The sequence below is a fragment of the Kineosporia sp. A_224 genome, from assembly GCF_002198655.1.
Taxonomy (GTDB): Bacteria; Actinomycetota; Actinomycetes; order Actinomycetales; family Kineosporiaceae; genus R-H-3.
Genome location: NZ_MWLN01000092.1, coordinates 16,876 through 35,498 on the forward strand (window position 1 = coordinate 16,876; position 18,623 = coordinate 35,498).

At 74.6% G+C, this 18,623-nt stretch carries 17 protein-coding genes and 1 tRNA gene; 14 read left to right on the forward strand and 4 right to left on the reverse strand.

Features of this window, described 5'->3' with window-relative positions; all coding sequences use genetic code 11:
• The first annotated feature begins 34 nt into the window (after nt 1-34).
• The 13 genes from EDJALFJO_RS07400 to EDJALFJO_RS07460 all read left to right on the forward strand — a co-directional run bounded on the left by EDJALFJO_RS07400 (nt 35) and on the right by EDJALFJO_RS07460 (nt 12,029).
• On the forward strand, nt 35-949 hold the full coding sequence (locus tag EDJALFJO_RS07400) for an NAD(P)-dependent oxidoreductase (protein WP_088283721.1): 915 nt from the start codon (nt 35-37) through the stop codon (nt 947-949).
• Nucleotides 946-1,938 (forward strand): SMP-30/gluconolactonase/LRE family protein, encoded by a 993-nt coding sequence (locus tag EDJALFJO_RS07405; protein ID WP_233149733.1) that lies wholly within the window; start codon nt 946-948, stop codon nt 1,936-1,938. The genes EDJALFJO_RS07400 and EDJALFJO_RS07405 overlap by 4 nt, the downstream gene beginning before the upstream one ends.
• Nucleotides 1,935-2,912, forward strand: a complete 978-nt coding sequence (locus tag EDJALFJO_RS07410) for an NAD(P)-dependent oxidoreductase (protein ID WP_088283723.1) — start codon at nt 1,935-1,937, stop codon at nt 2,910-2,912. The genes EDJALFJO_RS07405 and EDJALFJO_RS07410 overlap by 4 nt, the downstream gene beginning before the upstream one ends.
• Entirely contained in the window at nt 2,909-3,679 is a 771-nt protein-coding gene (locus tag EDJALFJO_RS07415; protein WP_088283725.1) for an SDR family oxidoreductase, read from the forward strand. Before EDJALFJO_RS07410 ends, EDJALFJO_RS07415 begins: the two co-directional genes overlap by 4 nt.
• A gap of 9 nt (nt 3,680-3,688) precedes the next feature.
• Nucleotides 3,689-4,858 carry an L-idonate 5-dehydrogenase gene (locus EDJALFJO_RS07420; protein ID WP_088283747.1) on the forward strand — a complete coding sequence of 390 codons (1,170 nt, stop codon included), beginning with the start codon at nt 3,689-3,691 and terminating at the stop codon, nt 4,856-4,858.
• 5 nt (nt 4,859-4,863) lie between these two features.
• A complete protein-coding gene (locus EDJALFJO_RS07425; RefSeq protein WP_198950092.1) occupies nt 4,864-5,640 on the forward strand; it encodes an IclR family transcriptional regulator in 777 nt (258 codons plus the stop codon).
• Nucleotides 5,641-5,744: 104 nt separating this feature from the next.
• The gene (locus EDJALFJO_RS07430) at nt 5,745-6,776 is read left to right on the forward strand and encodes a D-glycerate dehydrogenase (protein WP_233149734.1); all 1,032 of its coding nucleotides are present in this window, start codon (nt 5,745-5,747) and stop codon (nt 6,774-6,776) included.
• The gene (locus EDJALFJO_RS07435) at nt 6,773-8,329 is read left to right on the forward strand and encodes a sugar ABC transporter ATP-binding protein (RefSeq protein ID WP_088283727.1); all 1,557 of its coding nucleotides are present in this window, start codon (nt 6,773-6,775) and stop codon (nt 8,327-8,329) included. Before EDJALFJO_RS07430 ends, EDJALFJO_RS07435 begins: the two co-directional genes overlap by 4 nt.
• A complete protein-coding gene (locus EDJALFJO_RS07440) occupies nt 8,326-9,477 on the forward strand; it encodes an ABC transporter permease (protein WP_088283729.1) in 1,152 nt (383 codons plus the stop codon). Before EDJALFJO_RS07435 ends, EDJALFJO_RS07440 begins: the two co-directional genes overlap by 4 nt.
• On the forward strand, nt 9,474-10,646 hold the full coding sequence (locus EDJALFJO_RS07445; protein WP_088283730.1) for a substrate-binding domain-containing protein: 1,173 nt from the start codon (nt 9,474-9,476) through the stop codon (nt 10,644-10,646). The genes EDJALFJO_RS07440 and EDJALFJO_RS07445 overlap by 4 nt, the downstream gene beginning before the upstream one ends.
• Before the next feature lie 160 nt (nt 10,647-10,806).
• Complete coding sequence (gene bcp / locus EDJALFJO_RS07450; protein ID WP_088283731.1) at nt 10,807-11,271, forward strand: thioredoxin-dependent thiol peroxidase; 465 nt, start codon at nt 10,807-10,809, stop codon at nt 11,269-11,271.
• 64 nt (nt 11,272-11,335) lie between these two features.
• A complete protein-coding gene (locus EDJALFJO_RS07455) occupies nt 11,336-11,896 on the forward strand; it encodes a Uma2 family endonuclease (protein WP_088283733.1) in 561 nt (186 codons plus the stop codon).
• Nucleotides 11,897-11,944: 48 nt separating this feature from the next.
• Nucleotides 11,945-12,029, forward strand: a tRNA-Leu gene (locus EDJALFJO_RS07460).
• A 12-nt stretch (nt 12,030-12,041) separates the two neighbouring features.
• Here the strand turns inward: EDJALFJO_RS07460 and EDJALFJO_RS07465 are convergent.
• From EDJALFJO_RS07465 to EDJALFJO_RS07480, 4 genes are read right to left on the reverse strand one after another with little or no spacing between them, the layout of a single operon-like run.
• On the reverse strand, nt 12,042-13,331 hold the full coding sequence (locus tag EDJALFJO_RS07465; protein WP_198950093.1) for an MFS transporter: 1,290 nt from the start codon (nt 13,329-13,331) through the stop codon (nt 12,042-12,044).
• Complete coding sequence (locus EDJALFJO_RS07470; RefSeq protein ID WP_233149735.1) at nt 13,328-14,716, reverse strand: GH1 family beta-glucosidase; 1,389 nt, start codon at nt 14,714-14,716, stop codon at nt 13,328-13,330. Before EDJALFJO_RS07470 ends, EDJALFJO_RS07465 begins: the two co-directional genes overlap by 4 nt.
• Complete coding sequence (locus EDJALFJO_RS07475) at nt 14,713-16,284, reverse strand: FGGY-family carbohydrate kinase (RefSeq protein ID WP_088283735.1); 1,572 nt, start codon at nt 16,282-16,284, stop codon at nt 14,713-14,715. The genes EDJALFJO_RS07470 and EDJALFJO_RS07475 overlap by 4 nt, the downstream gene beginning before the upstream one ends.
• Nucleotides 16,281-17,693, reverse strand: coding sequence for an aminotransferase class V-fold PLP-dependent enzyme (locus tag EDJALFJO_RS07480; protein WP_158220326.1), 1,413 nt, complete (start codon nt 17,691-17,693; stop codon nt 16,281-16,283). Before EDJALFJO_RS07480 ends, EDJALFJO_RS07475 begins: the two co-directional genes overlap by 4 nt.
• A gap of 234 nt (nt 17,694-17,927) precedes the next feature.
• Here EDJALFJO_RS07480 and EDJALFJO_RS07485 point away from each other — a divergent pair, with 234 nt between their 5' ends.
• Nucleotides 17,928-18,542: a TetR/AcrR family transcriptional regulator gene (locus EDJALFJO_RS07485; protein ID WP_158220327.1), complete on the forward strand. Its 615-nt coding sequence runs from the start codon at nt 17,928-17,930 to the stop codon at nt 18,540-18,542.
• The last annotated feature ends 81 nt before the right edge of the window (nt 18,543-18,623 follow it).

Sequence of the window (18,623 nt, forward strand, 5' to 3'; positions counted from 1 at the left end):
GTGCGGTGCTGGTCGACGACGACGGAGGTGCGGCATGGCGGACGACGCCCCGCCGGTCGGTGTCGTCGGTCTCGGCGTCATGGGGTCCGCGATCGCCGGGCGGCTGCTCGCCGACGGGCTCGCCGTGGCCGTCCACGACGTCCGGCCGCAGGCCCGCGCCGCGCTCGTGGCCGCAGGCGCGACCGACTGCGCGGACCTCGCCGCCCTGGCCGCGGCCTGCGACGTCGTCGTCCTCTCGCTGAACACCGCGGCCGTCGTCCGCGAGGTCGTCCTCGGCGAGGTGGGCCTGCTCGCCGCCGCGCGCCCCGACGGTGCGGCCCCGCTGCTCGTCGTCGACATGTCGAGCATCGACCCGGTGTCGACCCGAGACCTCGCCGCCGCCGCGGCGGACCGCGGCGCCGCCTGGGTCGACGCCCCGCTCTCCGGCGGCGCCCCGGCCGCGGCCGAGGGCCGGCTCGCCCTCATGGTCGGCGGCGCCGAGGCGGACGTCGACCGCGCCCGCGGCGTGCTCGACCACCTCGCGGCCCGGGTCACCCACCTCGGTCCGGCCGGCAGCGGCCAGGTCGTCAAGCTCGTCAACCAGGTGCTCGTCGGGGCGGCGTTCTCCGCGATCGCCGAGGCCGCCGCACTCGTGCGCGCCGAGGGCCTGCGGCCCGCGGACGTGCTCGGCGCCCTCACCGGCGGCCGGGCGGACTCCGCGCTGCTGCAGGAGTTCTTCGTCAAGTTCGCGACCGGGGACCTCACCCCGACGGGCCGGATCGCCAACATGGTCAAGGACCTCGACACCGCGCGCGACCACGGCCGCGGCGTCGGCGTCCCGCTGCCGCTCACGTCACTGGTGTGCGAGCTCAACCGTTGGCTCGTGACACAGGGCCACGGGGACGCCGACAGCGCGGCGCTCATGGGATTCTTCGACGCGTCCCTGCTGCCGTCGGGAGGCCCGTCATGAGCGACACCACGAGCAACATGCTGCACGAGAACGGATCCGGAGCGGTCGTCGTCGACGACCCCCGCATGCTCGACCTCGTCGACGCGGGCGTCGCCGCGCAGTGGCTCGGCGGGGACGCCGCCTGGTCCGAGGGGCCGGTGTACCTGCCGGCCGAGGACGCCGTGATCTGGTCCGACATCCCCGGCAACCGGATCCTGCGCTGGGACGCGGCCGGCGGCGGGGTGACGGTGCACCGCACCGACGTCGAGTTCACGAACGGCCGCACCCTCGACCTGCAGGGCCGGGTCGTCGCCTGCTCGCACGGCCGGCGCGGCATCGAGCGCACCGAGCCGGACGGCACCACGCACGTCCTCGTCGACCGCTGGACCTCCCCCACGGGTCCGGTCCGCTTCAACTCCCCCAACGACGTCGTCGTGAAGTCCGACGGCACGATCTGGTTCACCGACCCTGCCTACGGGATCATCCAGGCGCACGAGGGCCACCTCGGCACGCGCGAGTACGGCGACCACCTCGTCTTCCGGTTCGACCCGGCGACCGGCGAGGTGACCCCCGTCGTCGTCGACGTCGAGGAGCCGAACGGGCTCGCGTTCTCGCCCGACGAGTCGCTGCTCTACGTCGCCGACACCGCGGTCGCCGCGGGCCTGGGGCACTTCCTCGCCGCGAACCACCACATCCGCGTCTACGACGTCGTCCACGGCCGGTACGCCAAGAACGGCAGGACGTTCGCCGAGGTCTCCCCCGGGGTCGCCGACGGGTTCCGGGTCGACGTCCACGGCAACGTCTGGACCTCGAGCGAGGACGCCGTCCAGGTCTTCGCGCCGGACGGCGTGCGCCTCGGCGCCGTCCCGGTCCCGCAGAAGGTCGGCAACGTCTGCTTCGGCGGCCCGGACCGCTCGACGCTCTTCGTCGCCGCGACGGCGGGGCTCTACCGGATCGACACCCGCACCCGCGGCTGCTCGCCGTCCGACCTCGCCGGAGGGACGTCGTGACCGGCACCGGGATCGTCACCGGTCTCGTCGGCCTCGGCGTCATGGGCGCGGCCACCCTGCACCGGATCACCGGGCAGGGCGCCGACGTCGTCGCGACGAGCCGCTCGCGGTCCTCCCGGGACGCCGTCGCCGGCACGGCCCGCACGACCCTCGTCGACACCCCCGCCGAGGTCGCCGCCGCGGTGGCGGCCCGCACCCCGGCCCCGGCCCCGGTCGTCGTCCTCGTCGCGGTCACCGCCGGACCGCAGGTGCGCGCCGTCGTCGAGGGTCCGGCCGGGCTGCTCGCGGGACTGCCCGCCGGGCGCCGTCTGCTGCTCGTCGACACGAGCACGTGCTCGCCCGCCGACGCCCGCTCGCTGCACGCCGACCTCGCAGCCCTCGGCCACGGCGCGCTCGACGCCCCGGTGAGCGGCGGCCCGTCCGCGATCGGCCGCGGCACGCTGTCGGTCATGGCGGGCGGGGACGCCGCGGACCTCGGCGCCGCCCGCCCGGTCCTCGACCTGTTCGCCGGCACCGTCGTGCACTGCGGCGGGCCGGGCGCCGGGCAGGTCACCAAGGCCGCCAACCAGCTCGTCGTCGCGTGCACGATCGAGGCCGTGGCCGAGGCGCTCGCGCTGGCCGCGGCCAACGGGGTCGACCCGGCACTGGTCCGCACCGCACTGCTCGGCGGGTACGCGGCCTCCCCGGTCCTCGACCTCGCCGGGGACCGGATGATCCGCGGCGACTTCCGCACCGTCGGCGCCGTCTCGCTCTTCGCCAAGGACCTCGGCATCGTCGCCGACCTCGCCACCGCGTCAGGCGTCGCCACCCCGGCCGCGGACGTCGTCCGCGGGCACGCCACCGCGCTCGCCGCGACCATGCCGGACGCCGACCACGCGGCGCTCGTGACGCTGTTCGCCCCGGACGGCCTCGCCGCGCTCGCCGGGCCCGCCACCGCCGCCCGACCTGCCCCGAACGCCGGAGCCGTCTCATGACCAGCAACCCGTTCGACCTCACCGGCACCGTCGCCCTCGTCACGGGCAGCAGCCGTGGCATCGGTGCCGCGCTCGCCGAGGGGCTCGTCGGCGCCGGCGCCACCGTCGTCCTCAACGCCCGGGACGGCGAGGCCCTCGAGGCCGCCCGCAAGGACCTCGCGGCACGCACCGGTGCCACCGTGCACGCGTCGGCGTTCGACGTCACCGACGACGCGGCCGTCGCGGCCGCCGTCGCCGGCGTCGAGAGCACCGTCGGGCCGATCGGCGTCCTCGTGAACAACGCCGGGGTGCAGCACCGGGTCCCGATGCTCGACCTCGACGTCGCGGACTGGAACCGGGTGCTCGCGGCGAACCTCACCGGGCCGTTCCTCGTCGGCCGGGCCGTCGCCCGCGGGATGCTCGCGCGCGGCACGGGCAAGATCGTCAACATCGCCTCCGTGCAGGCCCGGCTCGCCCGGCCCGGCATCGCCCCGTACGCCGCGAGCAAGGGCGGCATCGCCATGCTCACCCGGACGATGTGCGCCGAGTGGGGGCCGTCGGGCGTCCAGGCGAACGCGATCGCGCCGGGCTATTTCGACACCGTGCTCACCTCGGCCCTCGTCAACGACCCCGAGTTCGACGCGTGGGTCAGGGGGCGCACCCCGGCCCGCCGCTGGGGCCGGCCCGAGGAGCTCGTCGGGACGTTGCTGTGGCTCGCGTCCGGTGCGTCCGACTTCGTCAACGGGCAGGTCGTGCACGTCGACGGCGGCATGACGGCGGTGGTCTGAGTGGCACCGGTGACCAGCAGCACCAGCACCCGGACCGTCCGCGCGCTCGTCGCCCACGGCGCCGGCGACGTCCGCGTCGAGGAGCACCCGGCGCCGGTCCCCGGCCCCGGCCAGGTCGCCGTCCGGATCGCCTACGGCGGCGTCTGCGGCTCCGACCTGCACTACTGGCGGCACGGCCGGGTCGGCGACTTCTACCTGCGCGAGCCGCTGACCCTCGGGCACGAGGTCGTCGGCACGGTGCTCGCCGCCGGGCCGGGCGCCACGGGGGCGCCCGCGCCCGGCACGCCGGTCGCCGTCCACCCGGCGACCCCGTGCGGCACCTGCCCGGAGTGCCGGTCGGGACGGCGCAACGTCTGCCGCGCCGTCCGCTACCTCGGCAGCGCCGCGCACCTGCCGCACGTCCAGGGCGGCCTCGTCGACGTCCTCGTCGTCCCGGCCGACCAGGTCATCGCCCTTCCCGACGGGCTGTCGCTGCTCGACGCCGCCGTCGCCGAGCCCGCCGCGGTCGCCTGGCACGCCGTCTCCCGGGCCGGCGACGTCCGCGGCGCCCGGGTGCTCGTCACCGGCGCCGGCCCGATCGGGGCCCTCGTCGTCGCCGCGCTGCACCGCGCCGGCGCGGCGGAGGTCGTCGTCACCGACGTCGCCGCCGAGCCGCTCGCCCGGGCCGCCGCGGTCGGGGCCACGACGACCGTCGTCGTCGGCCCGGACGCCCCCGCGGTCGACGGCCGCACCCCCGACGAGGCGCTCGCCGCGCTCGAGGTCGACGTCGCGATCGAGTCCTCCGGCAGCCCGGCCGGGCTCGGGACGTGCGTGCGCGCCGTCCGCCGCAGCGGCCGCGTCGTGACCCTCGGGCTGCTCCCGCCCGGCGACGTCCCGTTCCCCGGCAACCTCGTCGTGACCCGGGAGGTCGAGCTCGTCGGCACCTTCCGGTTCGACCACGAGATCCACGACGTCCTCGCGGCGCTCGCGGACGGCTCGCTCGTCACCGGCCCGGTCGTCACGCACGTCCTGCCGCTCGCGCGGGCCGCCGAGGCGCTCGAGCTCGCGGGCGACCCGCGCCGCTCGGGCAAGGTGCTGCTCGACCTCACCGACGACCTGACGGACGACCTGACGGACGACCTGACGGACGACTTGACGGACGACTTGACGGACGACGCAGGCGGGGGTGCGACACCATGACTGCCGTGCCTGACGTCCGCTCCCTGCGCTCGGTCGACTCCCCCGCGCCCGCCGTGACCCGTGCCGTCGCCCTCCTCGAGGAGCTCGCCCGCAGCGGCAGCCCGCTCGCGCTGACCGAGCTGGCCCGCCGGCTCGACCTCGCGAAGTCCACGGTGCTCAACCTGTGCGTCGCGCTCGAGGGCGGCGGGATGGTCCGGCGGACCGACTCCCGCTGGGCCCTCGGCTACAAGGTCGTCGAGCTCGGCCAGGGCTTCCTCGCCGGGACGGACCTCGTCGCGGAGTTCCGCCGGCTCACCGACGGGCTCCCCACCGGCCACCAGGAGACGGTGCTGCTCGCCGTCCTCGACGGGCCGGACGTGCTGTACCTCGCCCGGCACGACGGCACCCAGCCGGTGCGCCTGGCGAGCGACGTCGGACGGCGGCTGCCCGCCGTCGTCACGGCCCTCGGCAAGGCGATGCTCGCGAGCCTGCCGGCGGACCAGCTGGAGGCCCGGCTCGGTCTCGTCGACGAGATGCCGGTCCTCACCCCCCGTTCGCACCGGACCGTGGAGTCGCTGCGCGCCGACCTCACGGCCACCCGGGCCCGGGGCTACGCCGTCGACGACGAGCAGAACACCGAGGGCGTCACGTGCCTCGGGGTCGCCGTCCCCGGCATGTCCGACCCACCGACCGCGGTGAGCACGACCCTGCTCACGGCCCGGATGACCACCGACCTACGGGAGGCGCTCGTGCGCGACCTCACCGACCTCGCACGGCAGCTCTCCTCGCTCGCCCGGCTGTAGGAACGCTCCCCCGACCACCCCTCTGCGACAGCTCCATCCAGCGACCCGAACGCTGTCCCACAGGTTGAACATGATCCGCACAACGACGTGACGAAGGACGGATGATGACCATGGCCGACACCGCGAGCCCCCGCCCGCTCGTCGTCGTGAGCCGCGGGGACCTCCCCGGCGCCGCGGTGACGGGCCTGGCCGCGGCCGCCGAGGTCCGCTCCTGGCCGACCGACACCCCGCCGACCGCCGACGAGCTGGCCGGCCTCGTCGCCGGCGCGTCCGGGCTGCTCGCCCTGGGCACCGACCGGATCGACGCCACCCTGCTGGACGCCGCCGGGCCGCAGCTGCGGGTCGTCGCGCTCGCCTCGATGGGCTACGACTCCGTCGACCTCGAGGCGGTGGCCGCCCGCGGCGTCGTCGCCACCCACACCCCGTCGGTGCTCGCCGAGACGACCGCCGACCTCGCCTTCGCCCTGATCCTCATGGCCCGCCGCCGGCTCCGGGTCGCCGCCGAGACCCTGCACGCCGGTGCCTGGCGCACCTTCCGGATGGGCGACCTGCTCGGCATGGACGTCCACGGCGCCCGGCTGGGTCTGCTCGGCTTCGGCCAGATCGGCCAGGCCGTCGCCCGCCGGGCCCAGGGGTTCGCGATGGACGTCGTCCACGTCGACCCGGCCCGGCCGGACGGCGGCGGGCTCTCGCGTGCCGTGACGATGGACGAGCTCGTCGCCACGAGCGACGTCATCAGCGTGCACGTCCCGCTCACCCCGGGCACCCGAGGCCTCGTCGGCAGCGACTTCCTGGCACGGATGAAGCCGACCGCGACGCTCGTCAACACCGCCCGCGGCGGGGTCGTCGACGAGGACGCGCTCCTCGAGGCGCTCGCCGCCGGCACGATCCACTCGGCCGGGCTCGACGTCATGGAGCGCGAGCCGCGCAGCGACCGGGCGGACCGGCTCTTCGCGCAGTCCCGCCTCGTCGTCCTGCCGCACGTCGGCTCGGCGACCGAGGCGACCCGGGCCGCGATGGTCGACCTCGCGGCGCGCAACGTCGCCGAGGTGCTCGCCGGCCGGCCGGCGCCGACGCCGATCCCGGGCACGCAGGCCCTGCCGGGAGCGGGCCTCGTCGCGGGAGCCGCGTCGTGAGCGCGCTGCTCGAGGTCCAGGGCCTCGTGAAGTCCTTCCACGGCAACCGGGTCGTCGACGACGTGTCGTTCACGCTCGAGGCGGGCCGGATCGTCGCGCTCCTCGGCGAGAACGGCGCGGGCAAGTCGACGCTCATCAAGATGCTCGCCGGCGTCTACAAGAAGGACGGCGGCCGGGTGCTCCTCGAGGGGCAGGACCTCGAGGACCCCGGCGTCCGCGGCCGGATCTCCTTCATCCACCAGGACCTCGGCCTCGTCGACTGGATGACGGTCGGCGAGAACATGGCCCTCTCGCTGGGTTTCCCGCGCCGGGGCGGCGGCTCGCGCGGCCTCGTCGACTGGGCCGCCGTCGACGCCCAGGCAGCGAAGGCGCTCGCGCTCGTCGGCGGCGGGATCGACCCGTCCACCCGGATGTTCGACCTGCCGCGCACCGAGAAGGCGCTCGTCGCGATCGCCCGCGCGCTCGTCACCGAGCCCGCCCTGCTCGTCCTCGACGAGCCGACCGCGAGCCTGCCTGCGGCCGACGTCCAGCGGCTCTTCGACGTCGTCCGGGAGCTCGCCGCCGGCGGCGTCGGGATGATCTACGTGTCGCACCGGCTCGACGAGGTCTACGACATCGCCGACTCGGTCGTCGTCATGCGCAACGGGGTCAAGGTCGGCGACGCCCCGGTCGCGGAGGTGCCGCCGGCCCGGCTCGTCGAGCTCATCGTCGGCCGCAGCACGCGGTCCGTGAGCCCCGGCGAGGTCGGCAGCACCGTGCGGCTCGAGCTCGACGGGCTCGTCGCCGGGGACGTCGGCCCGGTGGACCTCACCGTCCGGCGGGGCGAGGTCGTCGGCCTCGTCGGGCTGCGCGGCGCCGGCCAGACCGAGGTCGGCCGCGCGATCGCCGGCGCCACGTCGGTGACCGGCGGCCGGATGCGGCTCGACGGCGCAGCGTTCGCCCCGCGCTCCACCACGGACGCCGTCGTCGACGGCGTCGGGTTCGCGACGTCGAACCGGGAGACCGAGGGCATCGCCGCCGGGCTCTCGGTACGGGAGAACCTCTTCCTCAACCCGGGGGTCTGGGGCCGGCGGCTGCGGTCGCTGTCGACCCAGCGCGCCGAGCGGGTCCGCGCGCGCGAGCTCGTGGCGCGCTTCGGCGTCCGGCCCGGCGACCCCGAGGTCGCCGCGGACACCCTTTCCGGCGGCAACCAGCAGAAGGTCGTCCTCGCCCGCTGGTTCGGCGTCGGCCGCAAGGTCGTCGTCCTCGAGGAGCCGACCATGGGCGTCGACGTCGGCGCGAAGGCCGACATCTACGCCCTCCTGCGCGAGGCCGGCGAGCAGGGCACCGCGGCCGTCGTCGTCTCCACGGACGTCGAGGAGGTCGCGGCGATCTGCCACCGGGCGCTCGTCTTCGGCCGCGGCCGGGTCACCGCCGAGCTCGCCGGCGACGACCTCACCGTCGCCGGGCTCGTCGCGGCCGCCTCCGGCCTGCCGCCCGCCCCCCTGCCCGTACCGACCGAGCCCACCACGGGCACCACGAACAGCACCACGGACGAGGAGGTCCGGTCATGACGCTGCACACGTCCGTCAAGTCGACGGCGCTCGAACCACGGGCGGGGACGGCGCTGAGCCGCCGCGTGCTCACGGTCTACGGCATGGTCGTGCTCACCGTCGCGCTCGCGATCTTCTTCAGCGTGCTGCGGCCCGACACGTTCCCGACGCTGCTGAACTTCCGGCTGCTCGCGGCCGGCAAGGCGGTGCTGCTCGTCCTCGCGCTCGCGGTGAGCGTGCCCATGGTCGCGGGCAAGATCGACCTGTCGGTCGGCTACGCCGTGGGCCTGTGGCAGGTCATGGCGCTCTCGTGGCAGATCCAGGGCCTGGACTACCGGCTGACGATCGTGCTCGTGCTCCTCGGCGGCGCCGTCGTCGGGGCGGTCAACGCCCTGCTCGTCGAGCTCGCCCAGGTCGACGCGTTCATCGCGACGCTCGCCACCGGGCAGGTCATCAACGCGATCACCTACTGGCACACCGGCGGCCGCCAGATCACCGACACCGACGGCAAGCGCGCGCAGGCGTTCGACGCGCTCGCGACGTGGTCGGTCGGCCCGGTGCCGGGGCCGTTCATCATCGCCCTCGCCCTCGCGGTCGCGCTGTGGGTCGTCCTGGAGTTCTCGCCGATCGGCCGCTACCTGTACGCCGTCGGTGCGAACCCGAAGGCCGCCGAGCTCATCGGCGTCCGGCGGCGGTCGTACGTCGTCGGCGCGATGGTCACCTCGGGCGTGCTCGCCGCCGTCGCCGGGATCCTGCTCTCGGCCCGCCAGGGCGGCGTCGTCCAGGCGAACATCGGCCCGGAGTTCCTGCTGCCCGCGCTGGCCGCGGCGTTCCTCGGCTCCACGACGATCCGGCCCGGCCGGGTCAACGCGTGGGGCACCGTGCTCGGCGTCGTCATCACGACGCTCGGCATCTCCGGCCTGCAGCAGCTGCTGCCGGGCCGCTTCTACCTGGAGCCGCTGTTCAACGGCCTGACGCTCGTCGCCGCGATCACCATCGCGAGCCTGGCGAGCCGTCGACGGCTGGCGAGCGCAGAACGGCACCAGGCCACCGACACACCGGCACCCGCCGGTGACGGCGCCGCACCGGCCCCCGGGAGGGCCACGGACGACGCCGCTGCGGACGAGGCGACGGCGCCCGTCCAGCAACCCGAAGGGAGCACCACATGAGAACCGCTGCTCGCAGTCGCGTGGCGGTCGTCGCCGCCGCCGGGTTCCTGCTCACCGCGTGCGGCAGCGCGTCGGTCGGCAGCGGGGACGCCTCGTCGTCCGCGCCCGCCGCCGGTGCGTCGTCCTCGGCGCCTGCCGCGAGCGACTCGGTCGTCGCCGACGCGAAGACCTTCGTCGAGGCGAGCCTCGCCGCGAAGGAGGGCTTCACGCCGCCGTCCACCGGTCCCAAGGCCCAGAAGGCGGGCTCGACGATCGTCTACGTCGCGGCCGACCTCACCAACGGCGGTGTCAACGCCGTCGGCGAGGGCGTCAAGGAGGCCGCGGCCAAGATCGGGTGGAAGGTCACCGTCATCGACGGCAAGGCCTCCGCCCAGGGCCGCACCGACGCCCTGAACCAGGCCCTGGCGTCCAAGCCGGCCGGCATCGTCCTCGGCGGGTTCGACGCCAAGGAGCAGGCGTCGGTCATCAAGCAGGCGACGGACCTGAAGATCCCCGTCGTCGGCTGGCACGCGGGCGCCGCCCCGGGCCCGGACACCGCCAACGGGCTCTTCACCAACGTCACGACCGACCCGCTCGAGGTCTCGGCGATCGCGGCGAAGTTCGCCATCGCCGACTCCGACGGCAAGGCCGGCGTCGCGATCTTCACCGACAGCCAGTACGAGATCGCGGTGGCGAAGGCCGACGCGATCAAGGCCGAGATCGAGAAGTGCACGACGTGCACGGTGCTCGAGTACCAGGACTCGCCGATCGCCGAGGCGGACTCCCGGATGCCCGGCGTCATCTCAGGGCTGCTCCAGAAGCACGGCGACAAGCTGACGTACCTGCTCGCGATCAACGGCAACTACTTCGGCGGGGCCCGTGCCGCCCTCAAGGACGCCGGCAAGCCCGGCGACGGCCCGCCCAAGTCGGTGGCCGCCGGTGACGGCGACGCCGCGGAGTTCCAGCGGATCCGGACCGGCGACTACCAGGCGGCGACCGTCGCCGAGCCGCTGCTCCTGCAGGGCTGGCAGCTCGTCGACGAGCTGAACCGGGCGGTCGCCGGCGAGGCGGCGTCCACGTTCGTCGCCAAGCCGGGCCTGGTCACCAAGGCGAACGCGCCGACCGGTGACGTCTTCGACCCCGCCTCGGGGTACCGGGAGATCTACGCCAAGATCTGGGCCGGCGCCTGACCCACCTGCTCCATAGGCCCTACCTGTTCCACCTGTTCCACCTGTTCCACCTGATCCACCGGCTGCGCACGGCAGGGGCGGCGCCTACCATGGCGCCGCCCCTGTTCGTCGTCCCAGCCGGTCCCGCCCGTCCCGGCAACACGTCCCCCGAGGAGCTGTCGTGCCCCAGGTCGCCGTCGGTGAGAAGGCCCCCGATCTCACCCTGCCCGCCGCGGACGGCTCGACCGTCTCCCTCGCGGACCTGCGCGGCAAGCACGTCGTCGTCTACTTCTACCCGGCCGCGATGACGCCCGGGTGCACGAAGCAGGCGTGCGACTTCCGCGACTCGCTCGACGCGCTGGCGGCCCAGGGCTACGCCGTGCTCGGGGTCTCTCCCGACAAGCCCGAGAAGCTCCAGAAGTTCGTCGAGCGCGACGGCCTGACCTTCCCGCTGCTCTCCGACCCCACCCACGCGACGATGGAGGCCTGGGGCGCCTGGGGCGAGAAGTCGCTCTACGGCAAGAAGGTCGTCGGCGTCATCCGCTCGACCGTCGTCGTCGACCCCGAGGGCGTCGTCGAGTACGCGCGCTACAACGTCAAGGCCACCGGGCACGTCGCGGCGCTGCGCAAGGCGCTCGGGATCTGACGGACCCCGGCCCTACACTGCAGATGGCGGTGGGGGCCGTCGTCAGAAGGGAGGAGCACGCCGCATGAGTGCACTGTGGCCGGACCATCTCCTGACGCTCGCTGAGTGGAACGACGTCCCCGTGCAGAGCTCTCGACGACTCGAACTCGTCGAAGGGGTCGTCCAGGTGGCGCCACGTCCGACCGTCCAGCACCAGGTCGCGATGGCGAACCTCGCCGCGGAGCTGAACCGGCAGCTTCCGACGCACCTGCTGGCTGCACCTGATGTCGAAGTACTCGTCGACGCCGTCTACCCGCCGACCGTCCGCGCACCGGATGTCGTCGTGCTGCCGACAACTCTGCTGGACAGCAACCCGTCCAGGGTTCTCGCGTCCGACGTGACACTCGCGGTCGAGATCGTGTCCCCGGGCACCGGCCGCACGGACCGGGTCATGAAGCCGGTCGAGTACGTAGACGCCGGGATCGGGGCCTACTGGGTGCTCGACCTGGCCGATCCGAGCGCGTCGAGGGCGTTCGTCCTCGTGGACGGCGAGTACGAGGAAGCAGCACGCGGCCCGAACCGGCTCACCGTCCTGAGCCCGGTACCGCTGGACATCGACCTGTCGGCTCTTCCTCGGCGACGCTGACGTCGGGCTGCCGCGGGGTTGCCCCCGATCGCCTACTCTGGCCTCCTCGCGGGAGTGGTGTAACTGGCAGCCACGCAGGATTTAGGTTCCTGTGCCTTCGGGCGTGCGGGTTCGAGTCCCGCCTTCCGCACCACGGCCCTGGGCGTCAGGGCACGCCCTTGATGTTGCGCACGAGCACCGAGCCGGCGACGGTCACCACCGCGACCGCGAGGTACAGCGTCGGGTAACCGCCGAACGTCGACACCAGCGGTGCCGCGACGACCGGCCCGAGCACCTGCGGCGCGGAGTTCGCGATGTTGATGATCCCGAGGTCGCGGCCCCGGTCGGCCGCGGTCGGCAGCACCTGGGTGATCAGCGCCTGGTCGACGGACATGTAGACGCCGAACCCGAGACCGAGCACGGCCGCGGAGCCCAGGACGACCGGCCACGTCGGCCAGAACGCGAGCGTCACGCCGGGGACCGCCATGACGAGCCCGGACACGACGACCGAGCGCTTCCGGCGTCCGCTGCGGTCGGAGACGACGCCGCCGACGACGGTCGCGACGACGGTGACCGCGACGTAGACGAGGATGACGAGGAGCAGGCCGTCCTCGGCCTTCGCGCCGGGGAACAGCTGCTCGTAGCGCACCTCGTCGCGCAGGTAGAAGAGCAGGTACAGGGTCGCGAGCGCGTTGCCGAGCTGCACGAGGAAGCGCGTCGCGAACGCCCACGCGAAGTCCGGGTGCGCGCGCGGGCTGAGCCAGAATCGCGCGACGAACGAGCGCCACGACCAGGCCGGCCGGTCCTCGGGACGCAGCCGCGGATCCGGCGAGGCCAGCACGAACGGCAGGGTGAGCGCGACGACGAGCGCGGCGGTCACGAGGTAGCCCGGGGCGTTGCCGGTGACGAGCAGGGTGACGACGAGGACGCCGAGGACGACGCCCAGCGACTGGGGCACGCTGATCCAGCCCGACACCGTCGCTCGCTGGACGACGGGCACCTGGTCGGGGACGGCGGCGGTCACCGCCGCCTGCAGGATGTTCAGCCCGGCCTGCGCGACGCACCAGCCGACGACGACGGCGAGCAGCGTCGTCCCGCCGGCGAGCGCGCCGAGGCCGGCGGCGCCGAGGAGCGCCCCACCGAGGGCCCACGGCCGGCGGCGGCCGAACCGGCTCGTCGTCCGGTCGGAGAGCGCCCCGGCGACCGGGTTGACGACGACGGCGACGAGCGCGCCGGCCCCGGTCGCGACGGCGAGGAACGTCGTCTTCCCCGCGGGGTCGATCGCCTGCGCCTGGTTGGGGAGCAGCACCTGGAGCGGGCCGAAGTAGCCCATCCAGAGCCCGAGGTTCGCGAGTGCGACGAGCGTCGTCCACCAGACGCCGACACGGGCGGTCGGCTCCGCGAGGGCGGACGGCGTCCCCCCGGTGGTCGCGGCACCCGCCGGCGGTGTGCTCACGGCAGCAGGCCGCGCTGCGCGGCGACCTCGTCGCGCAGCCACGCGTAGGAGTCCTTCGGCGTCCGCGCGAGGGTCTCGAAGTCGACGTGCACGAGGCCGAACCGCTGGCTGTACCCGTCGGCCCACTCGAAGTTGTCCAGCAGCGACCACACGTAGTACCCGCGGACGTCGACCCCGTCGGCGATCGCGGCGTGCAGGGCCCGCAGGTGCCCGTCGAGGAAGGCGATCCGCTCGGTGTCGTGCACGGTGCCGTCCGGTGCGACGACGTCCGGGTAGGAGCAGCCGTTCTCGGTGACCCACACCGGGGGCAGCGCGCGCCCGTACCGGGCCCGCAGGCCGGTGAGCAGGTCGTGCAGGCCGCCGGGCAGGACCGGCCAGTCGAAGCCGGTGCGGGTCGGGGCCTCTACGCGGACGGGGGCGAACGGCAACGGTCCGTCGGGCGCGGCCGCGACGTGCGTCGGGTTGTAGTAGTTCACGCCGAGGCCGTCGAGGTGGTGGCCGCGGCCCGAGATCGTCGCGAGGTCGCCGTCCAGCACCCACGGCGGCATCTCGGGCAGGCCGACGGCGGACAGGTCCGGGTAGCGACCGAGCAGGACGGGGTCGGTGAAGAACCGGTTGTGGAGCGCGTCGTACACGGCGGCGGCCGCGGCGTCGGCAGGGTCGTCGGAGGCCGGCGCGACGGGCGTGAGGTTGTTCGTGAGGAGCACCTCGGGCCGGCGCCCGTTCGCGGACCCGCTGCTGCGCAACGCCTCCGCCGCGAGACCGTGGCCGAGGAGCTGGTGGTGCCCGGCGGGCAGCGCGTCGAGGAGCAGGGCCCGGCCGGGGGCGTGGCTGCCGAACGCGTACCCGAGCGCCATGTGGATGAACGGCTCGTTGAGGGTCACCCAGCGCGGCACCCGGTCCCCGAGCCGGCCCGCGACGACCGCGGCGTAGTCGGCGAACCGGTAGGCGGTGTCCCGGGCGAGCCAGCCGCCGGCGTCCTCGAGCGGCTGCGGCAGGTCCCAGTGGAAGAGCGTGGGCAGCGGGGTGATCCCCTTGTCCAGCAACGCGTCGACGAGCCGGTCGTAGAACGCGAGACCGGCCTCGTTGACGGCGCCGGACCCGGTCGGGACGACCCGCGGCCACGCGACGGAGAACCGGTAGCCGGTGAGCCCGAGGCCGGCGAGCAGGTCGACGTCCTGCGGCCAGCGGTGGTAGTGGTCGCACGCGACGTCGCCGGTGTCGCCGTCCCGGACCCGGCCCTCGGTGCGGCAGAACGTGTCCCAGACCGACGGGCCCCGGCCGTCCTCGGCGACGGCACCCTCGATCTGGTACGACGCCGTCGCCGCGCCCCAGACGAAGCCGTCGGGGAAGCGCGGCAGGCGCGACGTCGCACGGCCGGTCACGACGCGGCCCCGTTGAGGCGGGCGAACATCTTCTTCTGGCGCGTGTAGAGGCCCGGGAACTCGGCGTAGAGCCGGGCGTACGTCGCGACCCGCTGCGGGTCGGGCACGTACGTCGCGCGGACCGGGGTGAGGTCCGGCAGGTCCTCGACGCGCACCCGGCCGAGCGCGATGCCGGCGTTGAAGGCCGCCCCGCGCAGGGTCGCGGCGTCCGGGTCCTCGACCTGCTCGACGGCCCGGTCGAAGACGTCTGCGTGGATCTGGCACCACAGGTCGGACCGGGCGCCGCCGCCGACCATCCGGACCGCGCCGAGCCGGCGGCCGGTGAACTTCTCCAGGATGTCGAAGCTCCACCGGTCGTTGTAGGCGACGCCCTCGAGGACGGCCCGCACGAGGTCGGCCCGCACGGTGGAGAGCGACACGTTGTGGAAGCCGCCGCGGGCCGCCCGGTCGGTGATCGGCGTCCGCTCCCCCATGAGCCACGGGGTGAAGATCACCCCGCCGGCGCCCGGCGCGGCCTGCGCCGCGAGGGTGTCGAGGTCGGCGTAGGTGAGCGGGTCGTCGGGGCCGGCGACGAGCCCGCGCAGCCAGTGCAGGCACCGGCCGGACGTCTCGTGGTTGTTGAGGACGACGTAGCGGTCCGGCAGGGTGCTCGGCACCGACGCGAAGGCGCGGACGACGTCGGTCTTCTTCGCCGGCACGTGGCAGGAGACCCAGGACGTCGTCCCGAGGCTCACGTGCGGCGCGTACAGGTCTGTCGCCCCGGACCCGAGGGCGGTCGTCAGGGCGTCGCCGACACCGGCGACGACGTGCGCGTCCGGCGGGACCCCGAGCCTGCGGGCGACGTCCGGGAGCACCGGCCCGAGCACGGACCCGTTGTGCACCAGGGGCGGGAGCTTGTCCGGGTCGACCCCGGCCCGCCGGACGAGCCCGCGGTCGTAGCCGCCCGGGTCGAGCCGGCGGTTGTCCGTGAGCCAGACACCGATCATCGACGCCTGGGTCGCCGCGGCCCGGCCGGACAGTCGCATCGCGAGGTAGTCGACCGGCTCCATGAGCCAGCGCGCCGCGGTGTGCACGGCGGGCTGCTCGGCGGCGAGGAACCAGCGGTGGCCGAGCGGGTCGGCGCCGTCGAGCGACGGCGCGCCCCCGCTGCGGCGCACCCACGCGAGCAGGGCCCGCGGGTCGTAACCGGCCACCGGGCCGCCGACCCGGCGCACCGACTCCGGGCCGCCCCGGCTGTCGAGCCACATGAGGCACGGCCCGACCGGGGTGCCGTCCTCGGCGACGGGGACGGTCGAGGACCACTGCCCGGTGACGGTCAGCGCGACGACGTGACCGGCGTCCGCGGTCGCCGCGACCGCCCGGGCGCCGAGGTCGAGGACGAGGTCCCACCACCGGTCCGCGTCCTGGGTGGCGGCCCCGCCGGGGGCGAGCACGAGGTCGAGGTCGACGCCCTCGGCGTGGACGACGCGCCCGGTGAGGGAGACGACACCGACCTTGAGCGCCGTCGTCCCGAGGTCGACGACGAGGACGAGCGACCCGTCGTCCGGCGCCCCCGCCGCCGTGCTCACGGCGCCGGCTCGTAGAACGCGTCGAGCGCGGCGGACAGCAGCTGGCCCGCCGCCTGGACCCCGGCCGGGCCCGCCCCCGAGAGGCCGTAGAGCGCACCGCTGCGGGCGGAGCCGGCGGGCCGGCCGCGGGCGGCGTCCACGGCGGCCCGAAGGTCGGCGAGGAACTGCTCGACGACGCCGTCGGCGCTGTTCGGCCGGGTCACGCAGAAGTGCAGGCCGGGCGGCAGCTGAACGCCGTTGAGCCGCCAGCCGCGAGCGATGAGCTCGTCGTTGACGACGTAGACGTCGACGTCGGGGTCGTTGCTGCGGAACGCCACCATGAAGGGCGATCGCCCGATGAGCTCGAGGCCCTCGACGGCCTCGACCCCGGCGCGCATCGTGTCGGCCGCTGCGAGGATCGCCCGGGCGGCGTCCAGGTAGCCCTCCTCCCCGAGGGTGACCATCGCCGCCCACGTCGAGGCGATGAGCCCGCCGGAGCGGCTGCCCGCCATCCCCGGCGAGATGTAGATGCCGCCCGGCCAGTCCGCCGCGGTGAAGTACTGGTGCCGCCGCAGGTCGCGGTCGCGGTAGAGGAGCACGCTCGTGCCCTTGAGGCCGAAGCCGTACTTGTGGGTGTCGACCGAGATCGAGGTGACCCCTGGGACGGCGAAGTCGAACGGCGGGACGTCGTACCCGAGCCGCCGGGCCCAGGGCAGGACGAACCCGCCGAGGCAGGCGTCGACGTGCAGCCCGATGCCGTGCTCGGCCGCGACCTCGCCGAGCTCGGCGATCGGGTCGACGACGCCGTGCGGGTAGTTGCCCGCCGAGCCCATGAGCGCGACGGTCCGGTCGGTGACGTGCGCGCGGACCCAGTCGACGTCCACCCGCCAGTCGTCGTCGACCGGCGCCTTGACGAGCTCGACGCCGAAGTAGTGCGCGGCCTTGTCGAGGGCGCAGTGCCCGGTGACGGGGATGATGACCTGCGGGTCGGTGACGCCGCGGGTCGCCTTCGCGTGGTCGCGGTAGGTGAGGAGCTGGGTCGTCAGGGACTCCGTGCCACCGCCGGTGAGGACACCGCACACGCCGTCCGCCGCCTGCCCGCCGAGCATCCCGGCGGCCATGGCGACGATCTCCGCCTCGAACTTCGTCGCCGAGGGGTACATGTCGCGCTGCAGCACGTTGGCGTGGGCGAAGAGCCCGAACGCCTCCGTGAGGAAGGCGTAGTGCTCCGGGTCCCCGTGGTAGAGCGAGCCGGAGACGCGGCCGGCGTGGCCCTGCTCGTCCTCGCGCTCGGCCATCCAGCGCAGCTCGCCGAGGACCTCCTGCGCGTCACGGCCCTTCTCCGGCAACCGGCGGAAGGTCTCGAACCGCTCGCGGTAGGGGTAGAACTCCTCGACGAGACGCTGCAGGGCGTTCGGGTCGTCGAACATCTCTTTCGGCCGCCTCAGCCTCGACAACAGTGCACTGAGTGCAGTGAAATGGGTCATCGAGGTCACCGTCAAGCACTTGGCGGGACCGACTGCCGGCAGCAGCCCTTCCGGCGGGTGGTCTCGACGAGGCAGGGTGTTTCACGGATACTCGACCCACGGCTGCACCGGCGCGCGACCGCCGCCACGGGAGTGTTCCGGTGCAGCCGCTGCATCCCCTGGCGGGAGGAGAGCGCAGTGACGGCCCGTCCCAACCGGCGCGAGGAGCAGCGCGCCCGCACCCGGCAGGTGCTCGCCGAGGCCGCTCTCGCCGCGTTCCTCGAGCGTGGCATCGACGCCGTGACGGTCGAGGAGATCGCCCGCGAGGCCGGCGTCAGCCCCCGCACGTTCTTCCTGCACTTCGGGTCCAAGGCCGCGGCGATCTTCCCCGACCACGACACGAACATCGCCTGGTTCCGCACGGGCCTCGCCGCGCTCCCCCGGGACGGCGACGTCGTCCGCGACCTGTGCGACCTCGTCGTCGAGGGGGTCCGGCGGCAGTCCGAGTCGTCGTTCCGGCAGCGCCGGCGCCGCCTCGTCGTGACGTCCCCGGCGGTCCGCGACCTCGACGCCCGCACCGACCGGGACTACGAGGAGGCCGCCGCCGAGCACCTCCTCGGCCGCTGGTCCGACGACGCCACCGCCCGCCTCGACGCGCGGGTGCTCGCCAACGTCGTCATCGGCGTCGCCCGCGCGGCCCTCGACGCCTGGGGCCACGACGGCACCGACCCGGTCGCCGCCACCCGCTCCACCCTCGACCGACTGCTCCTGCCGCCGCTCGGCACCCCGACGCGGCTCGCCGTCGCCGGCTGAGCACTGCTTCCGCCGTCCGGCCGGCCGGGACCTGCGCGAACGAGGCGGGCACGTCGATCCGGGAGAAGGTGCGGACCGGGG